Genomic DNA, 25,452 nt, shown 5'->3' with positions numbered 1-25,452 from the left:
GGGCCCCTTCGGGGAAGGCTATCTGAAAATGGTTCCCATTAGCTAGAGCTGCCGGGTAAGGCTACGGGCGAGAGGACGGTCAGAGCGCGAGCCCCGTGAGGACCAGCACCCGCTCGTAGGTGTAGTCGTCCATCGCGAACTTCACGCCCTCGCGGCCGACACCGGACTGCTTGGCACCGCCGTAGGGCATCTGGTCGGCGCGGTAGGACGGGACGTCGCCGATCACGACACCGCCGACCTCCAGGGCGCGGTGGGCGCGGAAGGCGACCTGCACGTCGTGGGTGAACACCCCTGCCTGGAGGCCGTACTTGGAGTCGTTGGCGGCGGCGAAGGCCGCGGCCTCGCCGTCCACCTTCGTCACGGTCAGCACCGGTCCGAAGACCTCCTCGCAGGAGATCGTCACGTCGGCCGGTACGTCCGTGAGCACGGTCGGCGCGTACGAGGCGCCGTCGCGCTTGCCTCCGGTGCGCAGAGTGGCGCCGGCGTCGACGGCCTCCTGGACCCACGACTCGACGCGCTGCGCGGCGGCCTCGCTGACCAGCGGGCCGACGTCCGTCTTGTCGTCGCTCGGGTCACCGGTGACCTGGGCCTCGACTGCGGCGACGATACGCGGCAGCAGCCGGTCGTAGACGGAGGCGTCCGCGATGACCCGCTGCACGGAGATGCAGGACTGGCCGCCCTGGTAGTTGGAGAAGGTGGCGATGCGGGTCGCGGCCCAGTCGAGGTCGGCGTCGGAGGCGTAGTCGGCGAGGACGACGGCCGCGCCGTTGCCGCCCAGCTCCAGGGTGCAGTGCTTGCGCGGCACCGAGTCCATGATCGCGTAGCCGACCTTCTCCGAACCGGTGAAGGAGATCACCGGCAGCCGCTCGTCCTGGACCAGGGCGGGCATGTGGTCGTTGGCGACCGGCAGGACGCTCCAGGCGCCGGCCGGCAGTTCGGTCTCGGCGAGCAGGTCGCCGATGATCAGGCCGGAGAGCGGGGTGGCCGGGGCCGGCTTGAGGATGATCGGGGTGCCGGCCGCGATCGCGGGGGCGATCTTGTGGGCGCACAGGTTCAGCGGGAAGTTGAAGGGCGCGATACCGAGGACGACACCCTTCGGGAAGCGCCGAGTGAGGGCAAGCCGACCCTGGCCGCCGAGGTCGGTGTCCAGGCGCTGGGCCTCACCGCCGTTGAACCGGCGGGCCTCCTCGGCCGCGAACCGGAAGACGGAGACGGCGCGGCCGACTTCTCCTCGCGCCCACTTGATCGGCTTGCCGTTCTCGGCGGAGATGAGCCGGGCTATCTCTTCGGTGCGCTCGACCAGACGCCGGCTGACGTGGTCGAGGGCGGCGGCGCGGACATGGGCGGGGGTGGCGGCGAACTCGTCCCGTACGGCGTACGCGGCGGCCACCGCCTCCTCGACCTGGGCGTCGGTCGGCACGCTGACCTTGCCGACGAGGCGTCCGTCCCACGGGGAGGTGACGTCGAAGGTGTCCTCGCCGGTGGCCTGACGGCCGGCCAGCCAGAAGGCGTGGGTGGAAGTCATGTCCCGGCCCTTCCGCGTTGGGGATGTTCTTGGGTCTTCTGCGTCAACCGTAGGGGCGGGAGCACCGCGGTGCGCTTAGCCGAGTCGTAGTGGTGCCCGGCGGGAACGCTCCAGTTCGGCAGATGCCGTCACTCGGCCGCGGCGGTCGCCTTCAGCGCCAGCCACAGCTCCATCCGTACGTCCGGATCGTCCAGCGACCGTCCGAGGATCTCCTCGACCCGCCGCATCCGGTACCGGAGCGTGTGCCGGTGCACCCCGAGATCGGCGGCCGCCGCGTCCCACTGCCCGTGCCGAGACAGCCACGCCCGCAGCGAGGCCACCAGGTCCCCCCGCCCGGTCGCGTCGTGCTCGGAGAGCGGTCGTAGCAGACCGTCCGCGAACGCCCGTACCGCGTCGTCGGCGAGCAGCGGCAGGACGGACCCGGCGGCCAACTGCTCGTGCTCGACGAACACCCGCCCGCGCCTGCGGGCCACGGACAACGCCTGCTCGGCCTGCTTGTAGGCGGCCGCCGCGGCGATGGGCCCGGCCGGCGCCGAGAGCCCCACGACCGGATCGTCGTCCTCGCCCTGCTCCCCTACGTCGGCGGAGGCGCGCTCGCCCTCCAGCGTCGCCGTGTACTCCCGGCAGGCCTCGACCGTCGCGCCGCCGTCCACGGCCAGCACGACCAGCCGTCCCGGCCCTTCCGGCACGACGAGCACGGCCTCCCCGGACCGCGCGGCGGCCGACTCCACGACCTCGGTGAGCCCGCCCAAGGAGTCACCGTCACTGTCCGCCTCGGCGACGATCACCCGGAACGGCGCGTCGAGGAGCCCGCCGAACAACTCCCCGGCGACCGCCCGCGCGTGATCCGGCTGACCGGCGAGCAGCATGCGCAGCACCGCCGCCCCGATCCGCTGCTCGGCGGCCTGGAGCGAACGCGAGCGTTCGGTGGTGAGGGTCAGGAGCGCGATCGCCGAATGCACGGCGTACCGCTCGGCCGTCCCCAGGGCCGCGGCCGTGCCCACGGCGAGTACGGCGCGCGGGCGGCGCCCGGTGCCCAGGGTGTGCAGTTCGACCCGGTCCTCGTTGTCCGGTCCGCCTACGACGGAGGAGGCCGGTGCGGGCCGGTCGCGGAGCCGTTCGACGTCCGCCGTGAGCCGGGCGGCGCGGCGGCCCGCCCATTCCGGTGCGGTGGCGACGACGGCACCGGACGCGTCGTAGAGCGCGGCCCATCCGTCGACCTGCGCGGCGAGCGCGGCGAGCAGTCCCTCCGGGCCGTCGGTGAGGGCCTGCCTGGTCAGTTCCCGCTGTGCGGCGAACCCCGCTGTCACGGCCCGGTACTGGTCGGCGGCGATCGCGGCGGAGACGGCCTTGCTGATCGCGAGGAACGGTGTCCGCCGGGGCACTTCGAGCAGCGGCAGCCCCTCCTCCGCGGCCGTGTCGACCAGTGCCTTCGGGATCTCGTCGTAGTTGACCCCGACCGCGAAGCCGAGCCCGACGACCCCCGCCCCCACCAGCCGCTTCACATACCGCCGCATCGCCTTCGGATCGTCGGCGTCCAGCTTGAGGGCGGTGATCAGCAGCAGTTCCCCGCCCTCCATGTACGGCACCGGGTCGGCCAGTTCACTCACATGGGCCCACCGGACGGGCACGTCCAAGTGGTCCTCGCCTGCGCGCACGGTGAGCTTGAGCGCGGAGTGGTGGACGAGCGAGGCGAGGGTGGGGGGCATGGTGCCTTCAGAGCTGCGGGCGGTTCCGGGGAGGTCGAGTGATCCCGGTGATCTTTTGGCCGTCGCGTATGAACGGCTCGGGGTGATTCTGCCTCACTGTACGGTCACCCTGTACCCGTATGTGGGGTTCAGAGCCCCGACCCCCGCAGATCCACCAGCAGCGGGGGCGCGTGCTCCCCCTTCACGCTGGTCAGGGACAGCACCGCGTGGCCGGCCGGGACGCCGTGCGCCAGTTCGGACGCGGACCACCGCTCCCGCTCGACCTGACGGACGGTGACGGCCTCCGTGGTCACGGCCTTGCCGGTGACCAGCTTGCGGAGGGCGTGGATGGCACGGGTCATGGGCTGGTCGGCGAAGACGGTGTGCTTGGCGACGTCCGTGGTCTCCACCCACTCGGTACCCCAGGCGTGCGCGAAGCGGCTGCCGTCCCAGGTGGTGACGCCGGAGAAGGCCATCCGGCAGCCGACCGCCCCATGCAGGGGTCCGTGCAGAGCCTCGGGCACATCGCCGAGCGTGCGCAGGGAGAGGAGCACGCCCGCGTTCTGGGAGCGCAGACGCTGCATACGGCGGACCGACTCGGTGGTCACCGTGCCGGTGGCGTCGTCGAGGACGAGACACGCGAAGTGGCGGCGCCCGCTGTCGTGCACGACATGGTCGAACTGGGCCAGGATCAGCCGGGTGATCAGCCGGGAGGCCTCCTCGTGCCCGTGGGCCGGCACGTCGATGCGGACGCGCAGGGGGTGGTGGGCGACGGCACGCAGTGAGAACGGCCGGGCCGCCGCGTCGCCGGTGGCGAAGAAGTCGGCGAACACCGGTCGGTCCAGCAGCGCGAGCCGGTCGGCGAGCACCGGGCCCGGGTCGGCGGCGCCACCGGTCTGGCGGAGCCGGGCGTCGAGATCTCGGAGCAGGCCGGCCTGCTCCGGCGCCGACAGGGCCTGGCGCAGGGCGGCGAGCACGGACGGCTCACCCTCCAGGAGTTCCCGTAGGACAGGCAGGGACGGGAAGGTGCCGTGCACCGCCCGGTACGGTCCGAGCAGTTGGGCGAGCGCGGTCGCGGCCCGCTGGGAGCCGACGGTGTCGAGGTCTCCGACCAGTGCCTCGGCGAGGAACGAGGCGGCCGCGTCGGGGTCGCTGGTGTCGGCGTACGGATCCAGGTCGTAGACGGAGGCGGGGTCCCCGATCCGCACCACGACGTCGTACGCCGAGTCCGGGCCGAGCGGGGTGCCGGCCGCGCAGACCGCGACGACGGCGCACTGTCCGGTGAGCGCCCTCAGGGCGAGGGACTCGACGACCGGGGCGACCACATGCCGGGTCTTGCCGGAGCCGGACGGCCCCACGACGAGGAGCGAGGTGCCGAGCGCGTCGGGGCCGAGCGCCGTGCCCGCGCCGCGGTAGGCAGAAGGAGTACGCTCCCCGGCCGACCACTGGCCGATGCGCACCTGCCCTTCGAGCACGTCGTGCCGTGCGGCGCGGCCGGGCAGGTCCCGCGCTCCGGACGGGTGGCTCCAGGCCGCCGCCCCCTTGCGCAGCACGGTCTCGGTGAAGACGGCCGGCCGCGCCTCCCGGCGGGCGGTCTCCCACGCGTACTCGATCCGGGCGCAGTCCACGTCGTTCATACGGCCCGAGAGCACCTCGGCGGTGAGCAGCTCCGCCGCTTCATGCTGGCCCGCCGCCCGCAGCTCGGGCCATTGGGCGGGCGGCAGAGCGGCAGGCGCCGGCTGGGCGCTGTCCGTCTCCGTGCGGCCGCCGCGCGCCGCGAGCCGTTCCTTCGCGAGCGCCCACCAGCCTCCGAGGCGGGCGAACGGCCACAGGACCAACGCGGTGATGAGGCCGTACAGCGTGTCGGTGAGAAGCACCGACTGGAAGATGTCGTAGCCACCGGTGACCAGGGCGAGGAGGGAGAACAGCGGGTCCTGCACCGGCAGAGCGCTCCAGCCGACGCCGAACGCGTCCGGGAACACGAAGCTCAGCGCGATCAGGCCGCCGACGGCCGCCAGCAGGGCGCGAGCGGGCTGTGGGCGGCCGCCGACGACATGGCGGGCGACCTCGAGCCAGCCGCCCAGCCTGACGACGGCATAGACAAGCAGGGCGAAGAAGACACCGTCGTAGACGCTGATGGCCTCGGCGCCCCTGAAGTTCTTGGGTGAGGTGGTGCCGGCCCACCACCAGTCGCTCGGGGTGAACAGCTTGAGCACGACCCATTGGTACGGAACGGCACCGTGGCGCCAGAAGGACCACACGATCAGCGCCACCACCAGCGGGATCAGCAGACCGAGGACCGCGACCGGGGTAAGGCGCGCCGGTGCCCGATCGGGCTTGGCCGGCTGGTAGCCGTAGCGCCAGATGCCGGGTCCGGCGGGCGGGCGGGGCTCGTTCAGCCAGTCGGCGACGGACAGGCCGAATCGCGGAGGCTGTTCGGGCGCGGGGTTCATGTCGGGTGTTCGCGCAGGCCGCGGCGGCATGGCCGGTACCTCCGGCGGCCGCGCCGGACGCGGCACAGGATTGGCCTGTGTGTGTCGCGCGTCCCGCGTCCCGTCGCTGTCCATCGTCCTCGCCCTCGCCCCTTGACCAGCCGTTCCGTACACCGTCAGCGAGTCAATCTAACGCGCCCCGCAAGGGAGTTCACTGCTTACGCGGCCGGGCTGCGACAAGCTCCGCGAACCCGGCACTGTCCATGGCGGACAACCCGCTCCCCCGACACCGCCCACATGGAGCATGCCCACCCCCCGTCCCCCGCCCTAGCCTGCGAGAAAGGAAGAAAAGGAATGCGCGAAAGCGTCCGCACCACCCCAGGAGCCCCTCATGACCGCACTTCCGCAGGAGCGCCGCGTCCTCACCGCCATCCCCGGTCCCAAGTCCCAGGAGCTGCAGGCCCGCCGTACCGCCGCGGTCGCGGCCGGTGTGGGTTCCGTGCTGCCCGTGTTCACCGCGCGGGCCGGCGGCGGGATCCTGGAGGACGTCGACGGGAACAGGTTCATCGACTTCGGTTCCGGTATCGCGGTGACCAGCGTCGGCGTGTCCGCCGAAGCCGTCGTCCGGCGGGCCACCGCGCAGCTCGCCGACTTCACCCACACCTGTTTCATGGTCACGCCGTACGAGGGGTACGTGGAGGTCGCGGAGGCGCTGGCCGAGCTGACCCCGGGCGAACACGCCAAGAAGTCGGCGCTGTTCAACTCCGGTGCCGAGGCCGTCGAGAACGCCGTGAAGATCGCGCGGGCATACACCAAGCGGCAGGCCGTGGTCGTGTTCGACCACGGGTACCACGGGCGGACCAACCTGACGATGGCGCTGACGGCGAAGAACATGCCGTACAAGAACGGCTTCGGGCCGTTCGCGCCCGAGGTGTACCGCGTGCCGGTGGCCTACGGCTACCGCTGGCCGACCGGTCCCGACAACGCCGGTGCCGAGGCCTCCGCGCAGGCCATCGACATGATCAACAAGCAGATCGGCGCCGACAACGTCGCCGCGATCATCATCGAGCCGGTCCTCGGCGAGGGCGGTTTCATCGAGCCGGCGAAGGGCTTCCTGCCGGCGCTGAGCAAGTTCGCCGCGGACAACGGGATCGTGTTCGTCGCCGACGAGATCCAGTCGGGGTTCTGCCGTACGGGTCAGTGGTTCGCGTGTGAGGACGAGGGTGTCGTCCCGGACCTGATCACCACCGCGAAGGGCATCGCCGGCGGTCTGCCGCTCGCGGCCGTCACCGGTCGCGCCGAGATCATGGACGCCGCGCACGCCGGTGGCCTGGGCGGTACGTACGGCGGCAACCCGGTCGCCTGCGCCGGTGCGCTCGGCGCCATCGAAACCATGAAGGAGCTGGACCTCAACGCCAGGGCCAAGAACATCGAGGCCGTGATGAAGGGGCGCCTCTCCGCCATGGCGGACAAGTTCGACGTCATCGGGGATGTACGGGGGCGCGGCGCGATGATCGCCATCGAGCTGGTCAAGGACCGTACGACCAAGGAGCCGAACCCGGAGGCGACCGCCGCGCTCGCCAAGGCGTGCCACCAGGAGGGGCTGCTGGTCCTGACCTGTGGCACCTACGGCAACGTCCTCCGCTTCCTGCCACCGCTGGTCATCGGGGACGACCTGCTGAGCGAGGGGCTGGACATCATCGAGCAGGCGTTCGCACGTATCTGAGCCAGTCCCACGCATGCCCGCCAGTCACGTCCGTCAGGCCATGTGAAGAAGGTGTGCGGGGTGCATGACGGGACGCGATATCGCCTGTCGTACCCGGAGCCCCTGCCGTAGGTTCTACCCAGATGAGAGATACACCCCGCCCACAGGGGACTGTGGGCGACTTCAGGCCGGGGCCTCCCCAGCTTCGACCTGGTCGTGCCCTCGCGCACACAACAGGAGCCTCTGGCTCCGAATCTCCTCACCGATCGGACAGTCGCCCGCCCCAAACCCCCCGGGGCGCGCGACCCGCCGATCCGGACGGCTGGCCCGGAACTACCCCCCCTGTTCCGGGCCGGCCGACCTCCTTTTTCTGGCTGCTTCTGGCCCTTCCCGCGCTGCTCTTCGCGTTGATCACCTGGCAGGTGGCCGCCGACGGCCCGCTCCTGAGCCTGGACTCCCGCGTCAGCCGTGCGCTCGTCCACCCGGACCGTTTCTCCGCACTCCTCTCCGACCTGGGCAACATCGAGGTCGCGGTTCCCGTCTTGATCGTCGTCCTGGCCCACGTCGCCCGGCGCGGCCGTGCCAGTGGTACGGACCGCTGGTGGCTGCCGCCCCTCGCGGGGGCCCTGCTGATGGCCCTGGTCCCGGCGCTGGTAGTCCCCCTCAAGGAACTGATCGCCCGCGGCGGCACCCCCGTGGTCCCGCCCGGCACCGGCTACTACCCCTCCGGCCACACCGCCACCGCGATGATCGCGTACGGCACCTCGACGCTGCTCCTCCTCCCCTGGCTCCGCACGGCACGCGCCCGGCGCTCAGCCGTGGCCGTCTGCGTCCTCCTCGTCGCGGCCGTCAGCTTCGGCCTGGTCAGACGGGGCTGGCACTGGCCACTGGACGTGGTGGCCAGTTGGTGCCTCGGTACGGTGCTGCTGAGGTTCCTGTGGCTGTTCCTCAGCCGAAGTAGCCGTCGAACGTCTTCTGGAACTCCCAGTTCGAGTAGCGGTCCCAGTTGATCGACCAGGTCATCAGGCCGCGCAGGGCCGGCCAGGTGCCGTGGGTGGTGTACGAGCCGCAACTCGCCTTCTTCGTCAGGCAGTCCAGGGTCTTGGTGACCTCGGCCGGGGCGACATAGCCGTTGCCCGCGTTGACCGACGCCGGCATGCCTATGGCGATCTGGTCGGGGCGCAGGGCCGGGAACACGTTGTTCGTGTCGCCCGCGACCGGGAAGCCGGTGAGCAGCATGTCGGTCATCGCGATGTGGAAGTCGGCGCCGCCCATGGTGTGGTACTGGCCGTCGAGACCCATGATCGGGCCCGAGTTGTAGTCCTGGACGTGCAGCAGGGTCAGGTCGTCACGCAGGGCGTAGATGACGGGCAGATACGCCCCGCACCTCGGGTCCTGGCCGCCGAACTTGCCGGTGCCGTAGAACTGGTAGCCCATCTGCACGAAGAAGGTCTCGGGCGCCATGCTCAGCACGAACTTCGCGCCGTACTTGGCCTTCAGGGTCTTCAGGGCCGAGATCAGGTTGACGATCACGGGAGTTGTGGGGCTCTTGAAGTTCGTGTCGCTCGCGTCCAGTGACAGCGAGTGGCCCTCGAAGTCGATGTCGAGGCCGTCGAGACCGTAGGTGTCGATGATGTTCGAGACGGACGACACGAAGGTGTCCCTGGCCGCCGTCGTGGTCAGTTGGACCTGGCCGTTGGCGCCGCCGATGGAGATCAACACCTTTTTGCCGGCCGCCTGTTTGGCCTTGATCGCCGCCTTGAAGTCGGCGTCGCTCTCGACGTTCGGGCACTCGGCGACCGAGCAGCGGTTGAAGCGGATGTCGCCCGAGGTGGCGGACGTCGGTTCGCCGAAGGCCAGGTCGATGACGTCCCAACTGTCGGGCACGTCGGCCAGACGCGTGTAGCCGGAGCCGTTGGCGAAACTCGCGTGGAGGTAGCCCACCAGGGCGTGGGTCGGGAGGTCGGTGTTCCCACCGCCCGATCCGGTGGATGTGGTCGCGGTGACGGCCGTCGACTTCGCCGACTCGCCCGCGTCGTTGGCCGCGGTGACCTGGAAGCTGTACGCCGTCGCCGAGGAGAGGCCGCTCACGGTGGCCGAAGTGCCGCTCGCCGTCTGGACTTTCACCCCGTCACGGTAGACCGCGTAGCTCGTCGCGCCGGTGACGGCGGACCAGGACAGGGCGACGGAGGAGGACGTGACGGTGCCCACGGCGAGGCCGGTCGGGGTCGCGGGCGGTTGTCCCACGTCCGCCGCCGGGCCGGTGAGGGAGAGGTCGTCGGCGTAGTAGGCGCCGGTGCCGTACCAGCCGTGGGTGTAGATCGTGACCTTGGTGGTGGACGGGCCGGTGTGGAAGCTGGTCGTCAACTGCTGCCAGTCGGGGGCTGATTGGGTCCAGGTGGAGACGTCGGTGGTGCCGGTGCCGCTCGCGCCGAGGTAGACGTAGCTGCCGCGGACGTAACCGGCGAGCGAGTAGGAGGAATCCGGTTTCACGGTCACCGTCTGCGCGCACTGGGCGTAGTCGTTGCTGGCCGGGGTCGCCTGCAACGCCGAACTGCCGCCGTGCACGGGCGACTTGACCGTCGTACCGCTGCTCGCGGTACAGGACCAGCCATCCAGGCCGGACTCAAAGCCTCCGTTCTTCGCCAGGTCCGCGTCGGCCGCACGGGCGGCCGACGAGAGCGCGGTGATGCCGGGTACCGCCAGCAGGGCGGCCGTGAGCATGGCGAGGACGGATCTGGTGCGATCCACAAGTGCCTCCGGGCATGGGGGAATTGGAGGGGTGGAGCGCGCCCAATTTGGTCCAGACCAATACCGTTGTCAAGACATCTGTCGGCTACCCGTCCCCCTCCGTGGCCAGCCCCGCCGCCGCCTCGTGCATGGCGAGTTCGAGGAGTGCGGGATCGGTGAGGGTGCCGGAGCCGTCCGGCGGTACCAGCCAGCGGACTCCGCCGGTGGACCGGCCGGGGTACGGCACGACGATCCAGGTGCCGGGCCCGGCCGTGCGGATGCCGGTGCCGAGCCAGCGGGCGGCGGTGCCGGGCGGCACCAGGAAGCCCATCCGTGCGTCGCCGAAGTCGACTAGTACCGGGCCCAGTTGATCGATGACCCTGGTGAGCACATCGAGCGTGGGATAGCCGAGCTCACCCGGCAGGATGAGTACGTCCCAGGCCTTGCCGGCGGGCAGCAGCGCGATCCCGAGGGGGTTGCGCTCCCATTCCCAGCGGCAGGCCTCCGGATCCGGAGCCACCGATGCCAGCCACTCGACGGCCGTCTGCGCCCCAGTCATGAGGAGACCTCCCTTTCTCATGTCGACGCTGGTCGCGTCACAGGAGAGAGGGAGGTCACCCGCCGGCATTACGCGGGTTCCCGCACCTCGAAAGAGTGAACCACGTCACACCGAAGGGAAAGTGCGGCTCAACTGTCGAAGCCGAGGCCCAGCTTGTCCATCGTCTTCAGCCACAGGTTGCGCCGGCCGCCGTGGTCGTCCGCGCGGGCCAGCGACCACTTGGTGAGCGCGATACCGGTCCAGGCGAAGGGTTCGGGCGGGAAGGGCAGCGGCTTCTTGCGGACCATCTCGAGTTCCGTGCGCTCGGTCCGCTCCCCCGCGAGCAGGTCCAGCATCACGTCCGCGCCGAAGCGGGTGGCGCCGACGCCAAGGCCGGTGAAGCCCGCCGCGTACGCCACCTTGCCCTGGTGGGCGGTGCCGAAGAACGCGGAGAAACGCGAGCAGGTGTCGATCGCGCCGCCCCACGCATGGCTGAAGCCCAGGCCCTCCAACTGCGGGAAGCAGGTGAAGAAGTGTTCGGCGAGCTTGGCGTAGGTCTCCGGCCGGTCGTCGTACTCGGCGCGCACCCGGCCGCCGTAGGGATAGATCGCGTCGTAACCGCCCCACAGGATGCGGTTGTCGGCCGACAGCCGGAAGTAGTGGAACTGGTTCGCCGAATCCCCCAGCCCCTGGCGGTTCTTCCAGCCGATCGACGCCAACTGGTCGGCGGAGAGCGGCTCGGTCATCAGCGCGTAGTCGTAGACCGGGACGGTGTACGAGCGGACGCGCTTGACCAGGTTCGGGAAGATGTTGGTGGCGAGCGCGACCCGGCGGGCGCGGACCGAGCCGTAGGGGGTGCGGACGGCCATGCCCGCGCCGTACGGCTTGAGGGCGAGGGCGGGGGTGTGTTCGTAGACGCGGACGCCGAGCCCGAGACAGGCGCGCTTCAAACCCCAGGCCAGTTTCGCCGGGTTGAGCATCGCGACGCCCCGGCTGTCGTACAGGCCGGCCAGGAAGGTCGGGGAGGCGACCTGCTCGCGGACCGCTTCCGCGTCGAGGAACTCGGTGCCTTCGGCAAGGCCCTTGCTTTCCAACTCGGCGTACCAGTCGTGGAGTTCCTCGGCCTGGTGCGGTTCGGTGGCGACGTCGATCTCGCCGGTGCGCTCGAACTCGCAGTCCAGGGAGTAGCGGGCGACCGCCGCCTCGATCTCGTCGAGGTTGCGGGCGCCCAACTCCTCCAGCTTGTGGATCTCGTCCGGCCAGCGGGTGAGCCCGTTGGACAGGCCGTGGGTGAGGGAGGCGGCGCAGAAGCCGCCGTTGCGGCCCGAGGCGGCCCAGCCCACCTCGCGGCCTTCCAGCAGGACGACATCCCGTTGCGGGTCGCGCTCCTTGGCGATGAGCGCGGTCCACAGTCCGCTGTAACCGCCGCCGACGACCAGCAGATCGCAGGTCTCGCCGGTGGTGAGCGCGGGCTCGGGATGAGGTTTGCCGGGATCGTCCAGCCAATAGGGAATCGGCTGGGCTTCGGAAAGAGACTTGGTCCAACGGGTCATGGCGCTTGGGGCCATGATTTCAACTCCCTACAGGGCGCTTGCGGTTATGCCTTCACTTTGTTGCGGCGGTTGGTGATCGCCATCGAGACGAGCACCAACAGTACGGCGACGAGGAACATGGCCGTACCGATGACATTGATCTGAACGGGTGTGCCGCGCTGTGCCGAACCCCAGACGAACATGGGGAAGGTGACGGTGGAGCCCGCGTTGAAATTGGTGATGATGAAATCGTCGAAGGAGAGCGCGAAGGAAAGCAGCGCGCCCGCCGCGATTCCGGGGGCCGCGATGGGCAGGGTGACGCGCAGGAACGTCTGCGCCGGGCCGGCGTAGAGGTCCTGTGCGGCCTGTTCCAGGCGCGGGTCCATCGACATCACCCGGGCCTTGACGGCGGTGACGACGAAGCTGAGGCAGAACATGATGTGGGCGATCAGGATGGTGTAGAAGCCCAGTTGGGCGCCCATGTTGAGGAACAGGGTGAGCAGCGAGGCCGCCATGACGACCTCGGGCATCGCCATCGGCAGGAAGATCAGCGAGTTGATGGCACCGCGGGCGCGGAAGCGGTAGCGGACCAGCGCGAAGGCGATCATCGTGCCGAGGACGGTTGCGCCGATGGTCGCCCAGACGGCGATCTGGAGGCTGATGGAGAGCGAGCCGCACATGTCGGCGACACCGCACGGCTGCTTCCAGGCGTCCAGCGAGAACTGCTGCCACTCGTAATTGAAGCGCCCCTTCGGCTTGTTGAAGGAGAACACCGTGACGATGACGTTCGGAAGGAGCAGATATCCGAGGGTCAACAGCCCCGCGATGACGACGAGATGGCGCTTGAACCAGCGTACGAAGGCCATTTAGACCAGATCCTCCGTCCCGGACTTGCGAATGTAGATGGTCACCATGGCGAGAATGGCGGCCATGAGGATGAAGGAGAGTGCCGCGGCCGTCGGATAGTCCAGGACGCGCAGGAACTGCGTCTGGATGACGTTTCCGATCATGCGGGTGTCGGTGGAGCCGAGGAGTTCGGCGTTCACGTAGTCACCGGCCGCCGGGATGAAGGTCAGCAGGGTGCCGGAGACGACGCCGGGCATCGACAGCGGGAAGGTGACCTTGCGGAAGGTGGTGAACGGCTTGGCGTACAGGTCGCCGGCCGCCTCGTGCAGCCGTCCGTCGATGCGTTCGAGGGAGGTGTAGAGCGGCAGGACCATGAACGGCAGGAAGTTGTACGTCAGTCCGCAGACGACGGCGAGCGGAGTGGCGAGGACGCGGTCCCCCGACGTCCAGCCGAGCCAGTTGGTGACGTCCAGGACGTGCAGCGTGTTGAGGACGCTCACGACCGGGCCGCTGTCCGCGAGGATCGTCTTCCAGGCGAGGGTGCGGATCAGGAAGCTGGTGAAGAACGGCGCGATCACCAGGATCATGATCAGGTTGCGCCAGCGTCCCGCGCGGAAGGCGATGAGGTAGGCGAGCGGGTAGCCGAGCAGCAGACACAGGATGGTCGCGGCGGCGGCGTAGAGGCCCGAGCGCACGAACTGCGGCCAGTACTCGGACACCGCGTCCCAGTAGGTCGCGAAGTGCCAGGTGACCTTGTAGCCGTCCTCCAGGGAGCCCGTCTGGATCGACGTGGAGCCCTGGTAGATCATCGGCAGCGCGAAGAAGATGATCAGCCAGAGGATGCCGGGCAGGAGGAGCCAGTACGGCGTCCAGCGGCCCCTCTTGCGCGGGGGCTTCTTCTCCGGCGCGGTCGGTGACAGGGGCGGGGGCGCCTCGGTGAGGGTCGACATCAGGCGGCCTCTTCCTCGGTGTCGACGCCGGCGTCGATGTCCTGGGCCGCGTCGAGGCCGAAGGTGTGCGCCGGGTTCCAGTGCAGGACGACCTCGGCGCCGGGCCGCAGCCGGGAGTCGCGGTCGATGTTCTGGGCGTAGACCTCGAACTCGGGGCAGACGGGGCTGTCGATGACGTACTGGGTGGAGACGCCGATGAAGCTGGAGTCGGCGATCCGGCCGGTGATGCGGTTGCGGCCCTCGGCGATGTCGCCCGCGTCGTCGGCGTGGGTGAGGGTGATCTTCTCCGGGCGCACGCCGACGAGGACCTTGCCGCCTGTCGTGGTGGGCGCGGAACAGCGCGCCTCGGGGAGGACGAGCTTGCCGCCGCCCGCCTTGAGGACGATCTCGTCGCCCGACTTGGAGTCGACCTCGGCCTCGATGAGGTTGGAGGTGCCAAGGAAGTTGGCGACGAAGGTGGTGTTGGGGTTCTCGTAGAGGTCGGCGGGCGAGCCTAGTTGCTCGACGCGGCCGGCGTTCATCACGGCGACGGTGTCGGCCATGGTCATGGCCTCCTCCTGGTCGTGCGTGACGTGGACGAAGGTGATGCCGACCTCGGTCTGGATGCGCTTGAGCTCCAACTGCATCTGGCGGCGCAGCTTGAGGTCGAGGGCGCCGAGCGGCTCGTCGAGGAGCAGCACCTTGGGGTGGTTGATGAGCGCGCGGGCGACGGCGACGCGCTGCTGCTGGCCGCCGGAGAGCTGGTGCGGCTTCTTGCGGGCCTGCTCGCCGAGCTGCACCAGGTCGAGCATGTCCTCGACCTGCTTCTTCACCGACTTGATGCCGCGCCGGCGCAGCCCGAAGGCCACGTTCTCGAAGATGTCGAGGTGCGGGAAGAGGGCGTAGGACTGGAAGACGGTGTTCACCGGCCGCTTGTACGGCGGGAGATGGCCGACTTCCTGGTCGCCGAGGAACACGGTTCCGGAGGAAGGTTCCTCCAGGCCCGCGATCATGCGCAGGGTGGTGGTCTTGCCGCAGCCGGAGGCGCCGAGCAGGGCGAAGAAGGAGCCCTGCGGGACGGTCAGGTCGAGCGGGTGTACGGCGGTGAAGGAGCCGTAGGTCTTGCTGATACCGGAGAGGCGGACGTCGCCGCTGTTGTCCTTGGTGTTCATCGTCGTCACGCCCCTGTGAGCTTTGCGAACTTCTGCTGGTAGGCCGTCTCTTCCTTCGAGCTCAGTGAGCGGAAGGCGTGGGACCTGGCCGCCATGGCCTTGTCGGGAAGGATCAGCGGGTTGCTCGCCGCCGACTTGTCGAGCTTTGCGAGGTACGGCTTCACGTCCGCGACCGGGCTGACGTAGTTGACGTAGGCGGCGAGTTCGGCGGCCGGCTCGGGCTCGTAGTAGTAGTCGATGAGCCGCTCGGCGTTCGTCTTGTGGCGCGCCTTGTTGGGGATCAGCAGGTTGTCGGTCGACGTCATGTAGCCGCTGTCGGGGATGACGTAGCCGACGTCCGGGTTGTCCGACTGGAGTTGGACGATGTCGCCGCCCCAGGCGACGCACGCGGCGAAGTCGCCCTTGGTGAGGTCGGACGTGTAGTCGTTGCCGGTGAAGCGGCGGATCTGGCCCTTGTCGACGGCCTTCTGGAGGCGGGCGATGACCGCGTCGTAGTCGTCGTCGGTGAACTTCCCCGGGTCCTTGCCCATGTCGAGCATGGTCATGCCGACGCTGTCGCGCATCTCGGTGAGGAAGCCGACGCGGCCCTTGAGCTTGGGGTTGTCGAGCAGGTCGGAGATCGACTTCACCTCGACGCCGTCGAGCGCCTTCTTGTTGTAGGCGATGACGGTCGAGATGCCCTGCCACACGTACGAGTAGGCCCGGCCCGGGTCCCAGTCGGGGCTGCGGAACTGGTCCGAGAGGTTGGCGTAGGCGTGCGGCAGGTTGGACGCGTCCAGTTTCTGGACGTAGCCCAGCCGGATCATGCGGGCGGCCAGCCAGTCGGTGAGGACGATCAGGTCGCGGCCGGTGTCCTGGCCGGCGGCGAGCTGCGGCTGGATCTTGCCGAAGAACTCGTCGTTGTCGTTGATGTCCTCGGTGTACTTGACCTTGATGCCGGTCCGCTTGGTGAACGCGTCCAGGGTGGGGCGGTGCTTGCCGCTGTCGTCCGTGTCGATGTACTCGGGCCAGTTGGAGAAGTCGATCTCCTTCTCCTTGGCCGAGTGGTCGTCGGCGGACACCCCGCCCTGCGTCTTGCCGGCCGCGGGGATCCCGCAGCCGCTCAGGGCGCCGAGTCCGCCGAGCGCGAGCGCGCCGCCCGCGGAGGCGCGCAGCACCGAACGGCGGGTCGTCGCGGACCGGCTCTTGCGGAAGCTGCGCCGCGCGGCGGCCACTTCGGCCGGGGTCAGGCGGTCGGGCTCGTACTGCTTCATGCGCGTGCTGCCCTTTCGGGAGATGACGGCCGCGGGTCGTGCGGCCTGCTGCTGCTATCGGTCCCCGAAGATCGTGCGGTGCCAGTCCTTCGCGGCGACCGCGGTGTTGTCGAACATGACGTGCTTGATCTGGGTGTACTCCTCGAACGAGTAGGCGGACATGTCCTTGCCGAAGCCGGACGCCTTGTAGCCGCCGTGCGGCATCTCGCTGATGATCGGGATGTGGTCGTTGACCCACACACAGCCCGCCTTGATCTCGCGGGTCGCGCGGTTCGCCCGGTAGACGTCCCGGGTCCACGCGGAGGCGGCGAGGCCGTACGGGGTGTCGTTGGCGAGCGCGATGCCTTCGTCGTCGCTGTCGAAGGGCAGCACGACGAGCACCGGCCCGAACAGCTCGGACTGCACGATCTCGCTGTCCTGGGCGGCGTCCGCGACCAGGGTGGGCCGATAGTAGGCGCCGTTCTTGAGATCTCCCTGAGGAGCCTCGCCGCCGGTCACCACGCGCGCGTAGCCACGCGCCCGGTCGACGAAGGCGGCGACGCGGTCGCGCTGGACGTGCGAGATCAGCGGCCCGAGGTCGGTACCGGGGGCGAAGGGGTCGCCGACCCGGACGCCCGCCATGAGGGCGGCGGTCTTCTGGACGAACGCGTCGTACAGGGGCCGCTGCACGTACGCGCGCGTGGCGGCCGTGCAGTCCTGCCCGGTGTTGATCAGCGAACCGGCGACGGCGCCATGGACGGCGGCTTCGAGGTCGGCGTCGTCGAAGACCACGAAGGGTGCCTTGCCGCCCAGCTCCAGGTGGAGGCGCTTGACGGTGGCGGTGGCGATCTCGGCGACGCGCTTGCCCACGGCGGTGGAGCCGGTGAAGGACGTCATGGCCACATCGGGATGACCAACGAGATGCTCACCGGCCTCTTTCCCCGTGCCGGTGATGATGTTGATGACACCGTCCGGGATGCCGGCCTCGGTGGCGGCCTGCGCGAACATCAGCGAGGTGAGCGGGGTCAGCTCGGCGGGCTTCAGCACGATCGTGTTGCCCGCGGCGATCGCCGGGAGGATCTTCCAGGCGGCCATCTGGAGGGGATAGTTCCAGGGCGCGATGGAGCCGACGACACCGATGGGTTCACGGCGTACGTACGACGTGTGGTCGCCGGAGTACTCACCGGCGGACTGCCCCTGCAGATGCCGTGCGGCACCGGCGAAGAAGGCCGTGTTGTCGATCGTCCCGGGGACGTCGAACTCGCGGGTCAGCTTGAGCGGCTTGCCGCACTGGAGCGACTCCGCGCGGGCGAAATCGTCCGCGCGCTCGGCGAGCACGGCGGCGAAGCGGTGCAGCGCGTCGGAGCGCTCGCCGGGCGTGGCGCCCGACCAGCCCGGGAAGGCGGCGCGGGCGGCGGCCACGGCCGCGTCCACGTCCGCCGTACCGGCCAGCTCGTACGTGTACACGTCGTCGCCGGTGGCCGGGTCGACGACCGCGTGCGTACGGCCCGAGGTGCCCTTGGTCAGGCGGCCCGCGATGAATTGCGCGCCGTCCGCGAAGTACTCCTGTGCGGGGAATCGTTCCGGGGTGGCGTTGCCCGGGTTGTGCATGTCGCTCTCCTCCGCCTTCGCCCCGCTTCGTCCGCTGGCGGGTGGCGTAGCTCCAGCTCGATTTGAGTGCTGATCCTGACAGAGCAAAGGGACTCCAACAAGTGATTCCGTTGTTGCCTTTTGGTTACGCGACGGAATCTGTCGACCAGGTGTCGAGTCCGGATGGAAAAGGGGGGACGGAGTGTCAGTGGTGCCTGCAAGACTCGCGTGCATGGAGAAGATCACGGGGAAGCTCGCCGGAGCGATCGATTCACAGGAAGCCCTGATCAGGGAAGTGCGCGCGGGGACCAGGGTCAAATATCTGCACTTCTGGGGCCACCGGCCCCGCCCGGACGGACGTGTGGGCGCGAGCTGTCTGAGCCAGTGGTGGCCGTCGCCGTTCACCGTGGCGGGCGTGACGTATGCGACCGCCGAGCACTGGATGATGGCGGGCAAGGCGCGCCTGTTCGGTGACGCGGAGGCGGAGGCGCGGGTGCTGGCCGCGGATCATCCGTCCCTGGCGAAGAAGGCGGGGCGTCTGGTGCGGGGCTTCGACGAGGAGACCTGGGCCCGGGAGCGGTTCGGGATCGTCGTCGAGGGGAGCGTCCACAAGTTCGCGGCGGACGCGGAGCTGCGGGCGTATCTGCTGGGCACCGGTGACCGGGTGCTGGTCGAGGCGAGCCCGGTGGACCGGGTGTGGGGCATCGGCCTGGCGGCGGACGACGAGGCGGCACAGGACCCCGCGCGGTGGCGGGGCCCGAATCTGTTGGGGTTCGCGTTGATGGCCGCGCGCGAGCGGCTGCGGAGTCAGGCCCCGGGCTGAACCGGTGCCGTCAGGCTGGGGGCCGAGTTGTAGTAGGGGTCGGAATCCGTCGTGTTGTCGTTGTCGTGCTTGACGGCGAAGGCGATGCCGATGATCATCGCGGCGATGGTGATCACGCCTAGGACGGTCCCGACGATGCCCGTGATCAGACCCGCCTGGGCCTGACCCCGGTTGGTGGCCTCACCCCGGTCGGCCCGCTTCTTGCCCTTGACGCCGAGGACGATCGCGGTGATGCCGAGGCCCAGCGAGACGATGCCGTAGATGCAGAAGAGACAGCAGGACAGGATGCCCAGCACCATCGCCGCGGTGCCCATGTTGTTCTGCGGGGCCATCGGCATACCGGGCCAGCCGTAGCCCTGCGGGTAACCGGGGTAGCCGTAGCCGCCGGGGGCGTGGGGCGGGCCGTAGGTGGGCGCGCCGTAGCTGGGCAGGCCGGGAGGCGTGCCGGGCTGGCCGTAGCCGGGGGCGGGCGGGGCGAAGCCGTCGGACGGCATGGCGGTCATGGTGGGCTGGAAGTGCACGGACGACGGCTGCGGCGGCGGCTGTTGGGCAGCGGCGGGCGGCTGGTCCTGCGGGTACGGCTGCTGTCCTGGGGCCGGCGGATACGGCTGCGCCCCGGGTGCGGGCGGCTGTGCGCCCTTCTCCAGCGACGGCTTGCTCTCCGGTGGCGCCCACGGATCGTTGTTCGCTCCCGCGCCGCCGTCCGGCTGTGTCTGGTCCCCCATGTCCCGCCCCGTCCCCATCCCCGTCGGTCGTTCTTCGGCCCGACCATGCTAGAGCGTTCCTCAGCCGACGCCGCCCCCCTGTTCCCGCCCCGGATGCGGTCGGCGCCGCTCCGACCGCCCGGCCTACGATGATCCCGAGTCATCGATCAGCCGATCACCCGCGTCCCGCACCGCACTGCCCGGGACGCCGTTCCGGGGAGGAACCTTGTCCGACCTCAGCGCCGTACCCGTCGCCGGCCAGGCCCGCGATCTGCATGCCTTCATCGCCGGGCTGCCCAAGGCCGAGCTGCATGTCCACCATGTCGGCTCCGCCTCCCCGCGGATCGTGTCGGAGCTGGCGGCCCGCCACTTCGACTCCAAGGTGCCCACCGACCCCGAGGCCCTGGTCGACTACTTCAGCTTCACGGACTTCGCGCACTTCATCGACGTATATCTGTCCGTCGTGGATCTCATCCGCACACCGGAGGACGTACGGCTGCTGACGTACGAGGTGGCCCGGGACCTGGCCCGGCAGCAGGTGCGGTACGCCGAGTTGACCATCACGCCGTTCTCGTCGACCCGGCGCGGGATCGACGAGCGGGCCTTCATGGACGCGATCGAGGACGCCCGCAAGGCGGCCGAGGCGGAGTTCGGGACCGTGCTGCGGTGGTGCTTCGACATTCCCGGCGAGGCCGGGCTCGATGCCGCCGAGGAGACCGCGCGGCTCGCCACCGAGGACGCGGTGCGGCCCGAGGGGCTGGTGTCGTTCGGGCTCGGCGGGCCGGAGATCGGGGTGCCCCGGCCGCAGTTCAAGCCGTACTTCGACCGGGCCATCGCGGCCGGCCTGCACTCCGTGCCGCACGCCGGGGAGACCACCGGGCCCGAGACGGTGTGGGACGCGCTGAACGACCTGCGTGCCGAGCGCATCGGACACGGCACCAGTTCCGCGCGGGACCCCGAGCTGCTCACGCATCTCGCCGAGCACGGCATCGCACTGGAGGTCTGCCCGACCTCCAACATCGCCACCCGCGCGGTCCGCACGCTCGACGAGCACCCGATCAAGGAGTTCACCCGGGCCGGGATCCTGGTGACGATCAACTCCGACGACCCGCCGATGTTCGGCACCGACCTCAACAACGAGTACGCGGTCGCCGCCCGCCTCCTCGACCTCGACGAACGCGGTGTCGCCGAGCTGGCCAAGAACGCCGTGACGGCCTCCTTCCTCGACCCGGCGGGCAAGGCCCGGATCAACGCCGAGATCGACACGTACACCTCGGCGTGGCTCGCCCCCTGATACCGCAGCCCCCTGCTCCCCAGCACAATGGCCTCATGCAGAACGTGACCGCCGTGGGACATCGCGGCGACCCCTACCGCTTCCGTGAGAACACCATCGATTCGCTGCGTTCCGCGCTCGAACAGGGCGCGGACGCGGTCGAGTTCGACGTACGGGTGACCCGTGACGGTGTGCCCGTGCTGCTGCACGACGAGACGCTCAAGCGGCTGTGGGAGCTGGAGCGGCCGCTGAAGTCGCTGTCGGCGGACGAGGTGCGCGGGCTCACCGACGGCGGGGTGCCGACCCTGGTGGAGGCGCTGGCCGCGACCGAGGGCAGCCGGGCCATGGTCGACCTGCCCGGTGCCGCCGATCCACGGGAGGTGCGCCGGATCGTGGACGTGATCCGCGAGTACGGGGCTGAGGACCGGGTGTACTACTGCGCGGGCGCCGATGTGATGCTCGCGGTGCGCGCCGCCGACCCCGCCGCCGAGATCGCCATGACCTGGACCTCGCTCGCACCGCCGCGGCCCGCGCTGCTCGACGCGGTACGGCCCCGCTGGCTCAACTACCGCTTCACACTGATGGACCGGGACCTCACCGCCCGCATCCACCGGGACGGACATCTCGTCTCGGTCTGGACCCCGGACACCCGCCGCTCGATGCGCCGCCTCCTCGACATGGGCGTCGACTCGATCACCACCAACCGGGTCGACGTGCTGTGCGGGCTCAGGAAGGACGGCTGAGGGCACCCGGCGCCCGCGGCCCCGCCAACTCCCTCGGCGGGGCGATGGATTGAGCATCCACCCCCTCCCCCACCCACAGCCGGATCAGCAGCGCGGCGGTCGCCTCCAGCAGCCCCGCGCCCTGCTCCAACTCCCCCGCCGCGAACGGCTCACAGCCCAGATCCCGCACCAACTGCCCTACGACCGCGAGGGCTTCCGCGTCGTCACCGCTCAGCGGAACGCCCAGGGGGCGGCCGTCGAACACCGGGGGTGTCAGGCGCCAGACGTCCTCGTGGCAGAGGTTGAACGCCTTGACGACGTGGGCGCCGGGGCCGGCGGCGGCCAGTCGTTCGGCGGCTGTGGGGCCGCCCAAGGTGAGCAGGCGGAAGCCGTCACCCACCGGGTTCGTGCAGTCGATCAACACCCTTCCGTACAGCGGGAGTTGCCGGGCCACTTCGACGGCCGCCATCCAGGGCAGGGCCACCAGCACGGCGTCGGTACCGGACCCGGCCGCCTCACGAAGCGTGCCGAAGCCCCCGCCCCACCGTCGCGCGAGCGCCTCCGCCCGCCCCAAGTCCCGTCCGCCGAAGAGCACTTCGTGCCCTGCCCGGATCCACTGCGCGCCGAGCGCGTCCGCCATTCCGCCCGTGCCGAGAATTCCAATTCGCATGCCACGACAGTAGGAAGCGGCTCGGGCACCATGTGGTGCGTGACCTCCGAGCGGATGTTCCTCGCCGACTGCCGGGCCCGGCTCGCCTTCGACCTGCTGGGCAACACCTGGAACTGTGTGGTGCTGTGGGCCCTGCGGCACGGCCCGCGCCGGCCGGGCGCGCTGCGCGGGCAGATCGGCGGGATCAGTCAGAAGGTGCTGACCGAGACCTTGCGCCGGCTGGAGTTCAACGGGCTCGTGGAGCGGCGGTCCTACGGTGGTTCGCCGCCCCGGGTGGAGTACGGGCTCACCGCGCTGGGGCGGACGTTGCTCGACCCGATCGACGCGTTCGGGGCCTGGGCCTTCGAGCACGGTGACGAGGTCATGGCCGCGCAGGATGCCTACAGCCGGGAGCCCTGAGGCCTTGGGCCCTGCGGGTCCCGTAGGGGGTATCCCCCGTAAAACCCTTGTCCTGTAAGGGAGTTGATCGGGGCAGCACCAGGGTCGGGCACCCTCCTCGCCGACGATCCGAGGACGGCCGTGGGCGATGAGGCTGATCACCGACAGCCACCGGAGATCCCAGGAGAAGCCGATGCGCCCCCGCCACCGCACCACCGCCGTCCTCACCACCTCCCTCGTCCTCGCGCTCGCGGCCGGGCCGCTGGCCGCGCCCGCGTTCGCCGCGTCCCCGGCGGCCGTCGCGCGGCAGGCGTCCGGGCCGGACGCCGTCGCGCTGCGCGCCGCGCTCGCCGGGCTGCCGGACGCCGATGCCACGGCGGCTCTGGTACGGGTGGGAGGCACCGACGGCATCTGGCGCGGCAGTGCGGGAGTGCACGATCTGGCCAGCGGTGCCGCCGCCGACCCCGACGCCCGGTTCCGGGCCGGTTCGACGACGAAGATCGTGACCGCGACGACCGTGCTGCGGCTCGCGGCGCAGCGGAAGGTCGACCTGGACACACCGGTCCAGCACTATCTGCCGGGGCTGCTCAGCAAGGCCTTCGAGCCCGTCTCCGTACGGCAGTTGCTGAACCACACGAGCGGTATCCAGGCCGGCGACGGCTTCGGGGACGCCTTCGCGGACCAGTACGCGCACCGCTTCGACACGCTCACGCCGAAGGAAGTGGTGGCGTCGGCGGTGGCGAAGGGGCCGGAGTTCCGGCCGGGCGAGCGGCAGGACTATCTCAACATCAACTACACGATCCTCGGCCTGCTGATCGAGAAGGTGACGGGACACTCGTACGCCTCGGCGGCGACCCGACTGGTACTGCGCCCGGCGGGCATGCGGGACACCTACTTCCCCGGCGCCGACCCACGCATCCGGGGTCCGCACAACCACGGCTACCAGGCGGTCCAACAGGCCGACGGGACAACGGAGTTCGTGGACGTCACCGACTGGAACCAGTCGGACCGACGGGCGGCCGGCGACATGATCTCGACGACCGCCGATCTGGAGCGGCTGATCACGGCGCTGTTCCGGGGCCGGATCGTGCCGGGCCCGCAGTTGAAGGAGATGTTCACGGTCCCGGCGGGCATCGAGGGCGCCACGTACAGCGCCGGGCTCCAGCGGTTCGAGTACGACGGCCAGGTGTACTGGCTCAAGTCCGGTGCCCGGTACGGCTACAGCGCGGCCGTCGTCGCCACCCGCGACCTCTCCCGCACCCTCGTCTACTCGGTCGGCGCGACGGACGCGAAGGGCGAGTCGATGAACCCGGTCGCGCAGCGGATCGTGCTGGCCGCGCTCAAGTAGCCAGGGCAGGAGCGGGAGTTGGCGCGAGCGCCGCTTCCAGGCGCTTGATCTTCTTCCGTACGACGTACAGCGGGACGACTCCGACGGCCCCGAAGGACATGTCGATCACCGTCCACCAGAAGGGGATCCCGCGGACCGGTCCGCAGATCAGGGCGAGCGGGATGATCCCGGCGCAGGCGATCATCCCGAACTCGACGACCCAGATGTTGCGGACCGGGTCGCGGTAGGGGCCGTAGAAGGCGACGGCGATGACCAGGTGCGCGAAGGCCAGCCAGTCCGTGCCGTAGAGGAGGAAGGGGTAGTCGGTGTCGGCGGTGTCGAGCCCCTGTCGCATGCGCGCGATCCAGTCCGTCAGGGCGGGCAGGTAGTGCGGTACGGACAGGGATCTCAACGCCTCCTCGGTCCAGCGGAGTTCATGGACCAGCGGAAAGGCCGTGGCGCCGCTGAGCACCAGGCAGACGACGAACAGGACCAGCCAGGCGCGGATGCCCTTCAGGAGGGCGGCTCTGTCGTTCATGGCGGCAGCTTACGCCGCTATTTGAACACGTTCAAAACTCTGTTACGGCGTGCGGGTCTGCCCGGCCGTAGCCGTAGGTGCGGCGGTTCGGGACGCCGGTAGGGGTGTTACCGATGTCGTGGGGGCCATGGACGGTTCCGTGGTGGGGGTGCTCGCGCGGCTCGGGTCCCGGGAGGCTTCGGGGGACCCGGGTCGCACGCTGGGCGTGGGGGCCGTCGACGCGGACGGGGTGGGCGAAGCCGTAGGGCCGCTGCTGGCGGCGGGCGGGGCCAGCGGGACCGTGGGGGTGGTGGGTGAGTCGTGGCCGGCCAGGCGGAACGGCAGGGTGGCGAGGACGATCACCGCGCAGGTCGCGCCGGCGCCGACCGCCGCGCGGAGAAGTCGGCGGCGGCCCGCGCCGCGGCGGATCGACTCGTAGCGGCCGGGGGGCGGGCCGAGGTACGTGGAGGAGGAGGGCCGCAGGATGACCGTGAGGGGGTCGTCGAGGGGGCGGTCGGCGTCCAATCCCTCGTCCTCCTCGTCAAAGTGTGTGGTCAAGGCTTCTCCTCAGGTGGGCGCGGAGCAGTTCGCGGGCCGCGTGGAGGTCGGCCTTGATGGTTCCTTCCTTGCGCCCGGTCAGCACGGACACCTCCCGGATCGGCATGTCAGCGTAGTAGTGCAGGAGGATCGGCACACGCAGCCGTTCGGGCAGCGACTGCACCAGCAGCCGTACGGACGGATCGGTCTGCTCGGTCGGGGGCCGGATCGCCTCCTCGGTGGTGACCCGGCGCACGGCCCGGCGCTCGCGCTCCAGTTTGCGCCAGTGGTCCCGGACGAGATTGGCCGCGGTGACGTAGAGGAAGCCGCGCGGTTCCGCCACCTTCGTCCAGCGGGCCCAGAGCCTGGTGAACGCCTCGGAGGCGATCTCGTGGGCCGTCTCGTCGTCGTCGACGAGCCGGCGGCACCAGCCGGCGAGGCGCGGGTAGACGGCGGCGAACAGCTCGGACGCTGCCCTCTCGCGGGACCGTTTCAACGCTCTCCATGGTCGTGACGTGCTGTGCGCTCGTGGGGGAAGAGTCCGGGCCGACGGCGTACGTTCCACCGGCCCGGACACATTAG

General features: G+C 70.1%; 23 protein-coding genes. 7 read left to right on the top strand and 16 right to left on the bottom strand.

Features of this window, described 5'->3' with window-relative positions:
• Nucleotides 1-79: 79 nt before the first annotated feature.
• The 3 genes from ABZT04_RS15850 to ABZT04_RS15840 form a co-directional block, all read right to left on the bottom strand.
• Nucleotides 80-1,525, bottom strand: coding sequence for an aldehyde dehydrogenase family protein (locus ABZT04_RS15850; protein WP_356056795.1), 1,446 nt, complete (start codon nucleotides 1,523-1,525; stop codon nucleotides 80-82).
• Between the two features lie 128 nt (nucleotides 1,526-1,653).
• Nucleotides 1,654-3,234: a PucR family transcriptional regulator gene (locus ABZT04_RS15845; RefSeq protein ID WP_356056794.1), complete on the bottom strand. Its 1,581-nt coding sequence runs from the start codon at nucleotides 3,232-3,234 to the stop codon at nucleotides 1,654-1,656.
• A 128-nt stretch (nucleotides 3,235-3,362) separates the two neighbouring features.
• A complete protein-coding gene (locus ABZT04_RS15840) occupies nucleotides 3,363-5,780 on the bottom strand; it encodes an ATP/GTP-binding protein (RefSeq protein WP_356056793.1) in 2,418 nt (805 codons plus the stop codon).
• Nucleotides 5,781-6,036: 256 nt separating this feature from the next.
• Between ABZT04_RS15840 and gabT the strand changes: the two genes are divergently transcribed.
• Nucleotides 6,037-7,371, top strand: coding sequence for a 4-aminobutyrate--2-oxoglutarate transaminase (gene gabT, locus ABZT04_RS15835; RefSeq protein WP_356056792.1), 1,335 nt, complete (start codon nucleotides 6,037-6,039; stop codon nucleotides 7,369-7,371).
• A 152-nt stretch (nucleotides 7,372-7,523) separates the two neighbouring features.
• Nucleotides 7,524-8,360, top strand: a complete 837-nt coding sequence (locus tag ABZT04_RS15830; RefSeq protein WP_356056846.1) for a phosphatase PAP2 family protein — start codon at nucleotides 7,524-7,526, stop codon at nucleotides 8,358-8,360.
• Here the strand turns inward: ABZT04_RS15830 and ABZT04_RS15825 are convergent.
• The 8 genes from ABZT04_RS15825 to ABZT04_RS15790 all read right to left on the bottom strand — a co-directional run bounded on the left by ABZT04_RS15825 (nucleotide 8,299) and on the right by ABZT04_RS15790 (nucleotide 17,940).
• On the bottom strand, nucleotides 8,299-10,101 hold the full coding sequence (locus ABZT04_RS15825) for a glycoside hydrolase family 18 protein (protein WP_356056790.1): 1,803 nt from the start codon (nucleotides 10,099-10,101) through the stop codon (nucleotides 8,299-8,301). The genes ABZT04_RS15830 and ABZT04_RS15825 overlap by 62 nt on opposite strands.
• Nucleotides 10,102-10,186: 85 nt before the next feature.
• A complete protein-coding gene (locus tag ABZT04_RS15820) occupies nucleotides 10,187-10,639 on the bottom strand; it encodes a hypothetical protein (RefSeq protein WP_356056789.1) in 453 nt (150 codons plus the stop codon).
• A gap of 128 nt (nucleotides 10,640-10,767) precedes the next feature.
• Complete coding sequence (locus ABZT04_RS15815) at nucleotides 10,768-12,186, bottom strand: FAD-dependent oxidoreductase (protein WP_356056788.1); 1,419 nt, start codon at nucleotides 12,184-12,186, stop codon at nucleotides 10,768-10,770.
• 29 nt (nucleotides 12,187-12,215) lie between these two features.
• Nucleotides 12,216-13,016 carry an ABC transporter permease gene (locus ABZT04_RS15810; protein WP_356056787.1) on the bottom strand — a complete coding sequence of 267 codons (801 nt, stop codon included), beginning with the start codon at nucleotides 13,014-13,016 and terminating at the stop codon, nucleotides 12,216-12,218.
• Nucleotides 13,017-13,946, bottom strand: a complete 930-nt coding sequence (locus ABZT04_RS15805; RefSeq protein ID WP_356056786.1) for an ABC transporter permease — start codon at nucleotides 13,944-13,946, stop codon at nucleotides 13,017-13,019.
• Entirely contained in the window at nucleotides 13,946-15,106 is a 1,161-nt protein-coding gene (locus ABZT04_RS15800; protein WP_355919385.1) for an ABC transporter ATP-binding protein, read from the bottom strand. The genes ABZT04_RS15805 and ABZT04_RS15800 overlap by 1 nt, the downstream gene beginning before the upstream one ends.
• Complete coding sequence (locus ABZT04_RS15795; RefSeq protein ID WP_356056785.1) at nucleotides 15,103-16,350, bottom strand: spermidine/putrescine ABC transporter substrate-binding protein; 1,248 nt, start codon at nucleotides 16,348-16,350, stop codon at nucleotides 15,103-15,105. Before ABZT04_RS15795 ends, ABZT04_RS15800 begins: the two co-directional genes overlap by 4 nt.
• Before the next feature lie 54 nt (nucleotides 16,351-16,404).
• On the bottom strand, nucleotides 16,405-17,940 hold the full coding sequence (locus tag ABZT04_RS15790; RefSeq protein ID WP_356056784.1) for a gamma-aminobutyraldehyde dehydrogenase: 1,536 nt from the start codon (nucleotides 17,938-17,940) through the stop codon (nucleotides 16,405-16,407).
• Between the two features lie 211 nt (nucleotides 17,941-18,151).
• Between ABZT04_RS15790 and ABZT04_RS15785 the strand changes: the two genes are divergently transcribed.
• The gene (locus ABZT04_RS15785) at nucleotides 18,152-18,742 is read left to right on the top strand and encodes an NADAR family protein (RefSeq protein WP_356056783.1); all 591 of its coding nucleotides are present in this window, start codon (nucleotides 18,152-18,154) and stop codon (nucleotides 18,740-18,742) included.
• Here ABZT04_RS15785 and ABZT04_RS15780 read toward each other — a convergent pair.
• Entirely contained in the window at nucleotides 18,727-19,467 is a 741-nt protein-coding gene (locus ABZT04_RS15780; protein ID WP_356056782.1) for a DUF4190 domain-containing protein, read from the bottom strand. The genes ABZT04_RS15785 and ABZT04_RS15780 overlap by 16 nt on opposite strands.
• Before the next feature lie 205 nt (nucleotides 19,468-19,672).
• Between ABZT04_RS15780 and ABZT04_RS15775 the strand changes: the two genes are divergently transcribed.
• Nucleotides 19,673-20,740 (top strand): adenosine deaminase, encoded by a 1,068-nt coding sequence (locus ABZT04_RS15775; RefSeq protein WP_356056781.1) that lies wholly within the window; start codon nucleotides 19,673-19,675, stop codon nucleotides 20,738-20,740.
• Between the two features lie 35 nt (nucleotides 20,741-20,775).
• Nucleotides 20,776-21,462, top strand: coding sequence for a glycerophosphodiester phosphodiesterase (locus tag ABZT04_RS15770; protein WP_356056780.1), 687 nt, complete (start codon nucleotides 20,776-20,778; stop codon nucleotides 21,460-21,462).
• Here the strand turns inward: ABZT04_RS15770 and ABZT04_RS15765 are convergent.
• On the bottom strand, nucleotides 21,446-22,111 hold the full coding sequence (locus tag ABZT04_RS15765) for an NAD(P)-binding domain-containing protein (RefSeq protein ID WP_356056779.1): 666 nt from the start codon (nucleotides 22,109-22,111) through the stop codon (nucleotides 21,446-21,448). The two genes, ABZT04_RS15770 and ABZT04_RS15765, sit on opposite strands and share 17 nt — an antisense overlap.
• Nucleotides 22,112-22,150: 39 nt before the next feature.
• Here ABZT04_RS15765 and ABZT04_RS15760 point away from each other — a divergent pair, with 39 nt between their 5' ends.
• A complete protein-coding gene (locus ABZT04_RS15760) occupies nucleotides 22,151-22,510 on the top strand; it encodes a helix-turn-helix domain-containing protein (RefSeq protein ID WP_356056778.1) in 360 nt (119 codons plus the stop codon).
• A gap of 172 nt (nucleotides 22,511-22,682) precedes the next feature.
• The gene (locus tag ABZT04_RS15755; protein ID WP_356056845.1) at nucleotides 22,683-23,837 is read left to right on the top strand and encodes a serine hydrolase domain-containing protein; all 1,155 of its coding nucleotides are present in this window, start codon (nucleotides 22,683-22,685) and stop codon (nucleotides 23,835-23,837) included.
• Here ABZT04_RS15755 and ABZT04_RS15750 read toward each other — a convergent pair.
• Genes ABZT04_RS15750 through ABZT04_RS15740 form a run of 3 tightly spaced genes read right to left on the bottom strand, consistent with a single transcriptional unit; the run spans nucleotide 23,830 to nucleotide 25,366 of the window.
• Nucleotides 23,830-24,354: a hypothetical protein gene (locus tag ABZT04_RS15750; protein ID WP_356056777.1), complete on the bottom strand. Its 525-nt coding sequence runs from the start codon at nucleotides 24,352-24,354 to the stop codon at nucleotides 23,830-23,832. The two genes, ABZT04_RS15755 and ABZT04_RS15750, sit on opposite strands and share 8 nt — an antisense overlap.
• 42 nt (nucleotides 24,355-24,396) lie before the next feature.
• The gene (locus ABZT04_RS15745) at nucleotides 24,397-24,891 is read right to left on the bottom strand and encodes a hypothetical protein (RefSeq protein ID WP_356056776.1); all 495 of its coding nucleotides are present in this window, start codon (nucleotides 24,889-24,891) and stop codon (nucleotides 24,397-24,399) included.
• A complete protein-coding gene (locus ABZT04_RS15740; RefSeq protein ID WP_033282606.1) occupies nucleotides 24,875-25,366 on the bottom strand; it encodes an RNA polymerase sigma factor in 492 nt (163 codons plus the stop codon). The genes ABZT04_RS15745 and ABZT04_RS15740 overlap by 17 nt, the downstream gene beginning before the upstream one ends.
• Nucleotides 25,367-25,452: the final 86 nt, after the last annotated feature.

Origin of the sequence: Streptomyces sp. NPDC005492, assembly GCF_040605995.1 — a bacterium.
Lineage (GTDB): Bacteria > Actinomycetota > Actinomycetes > Streptomycetales > Streptomycetaceae > Streptomyces.
This window is presented reverse-complemented; position numbering and strand designations above follow the sequence as displayed.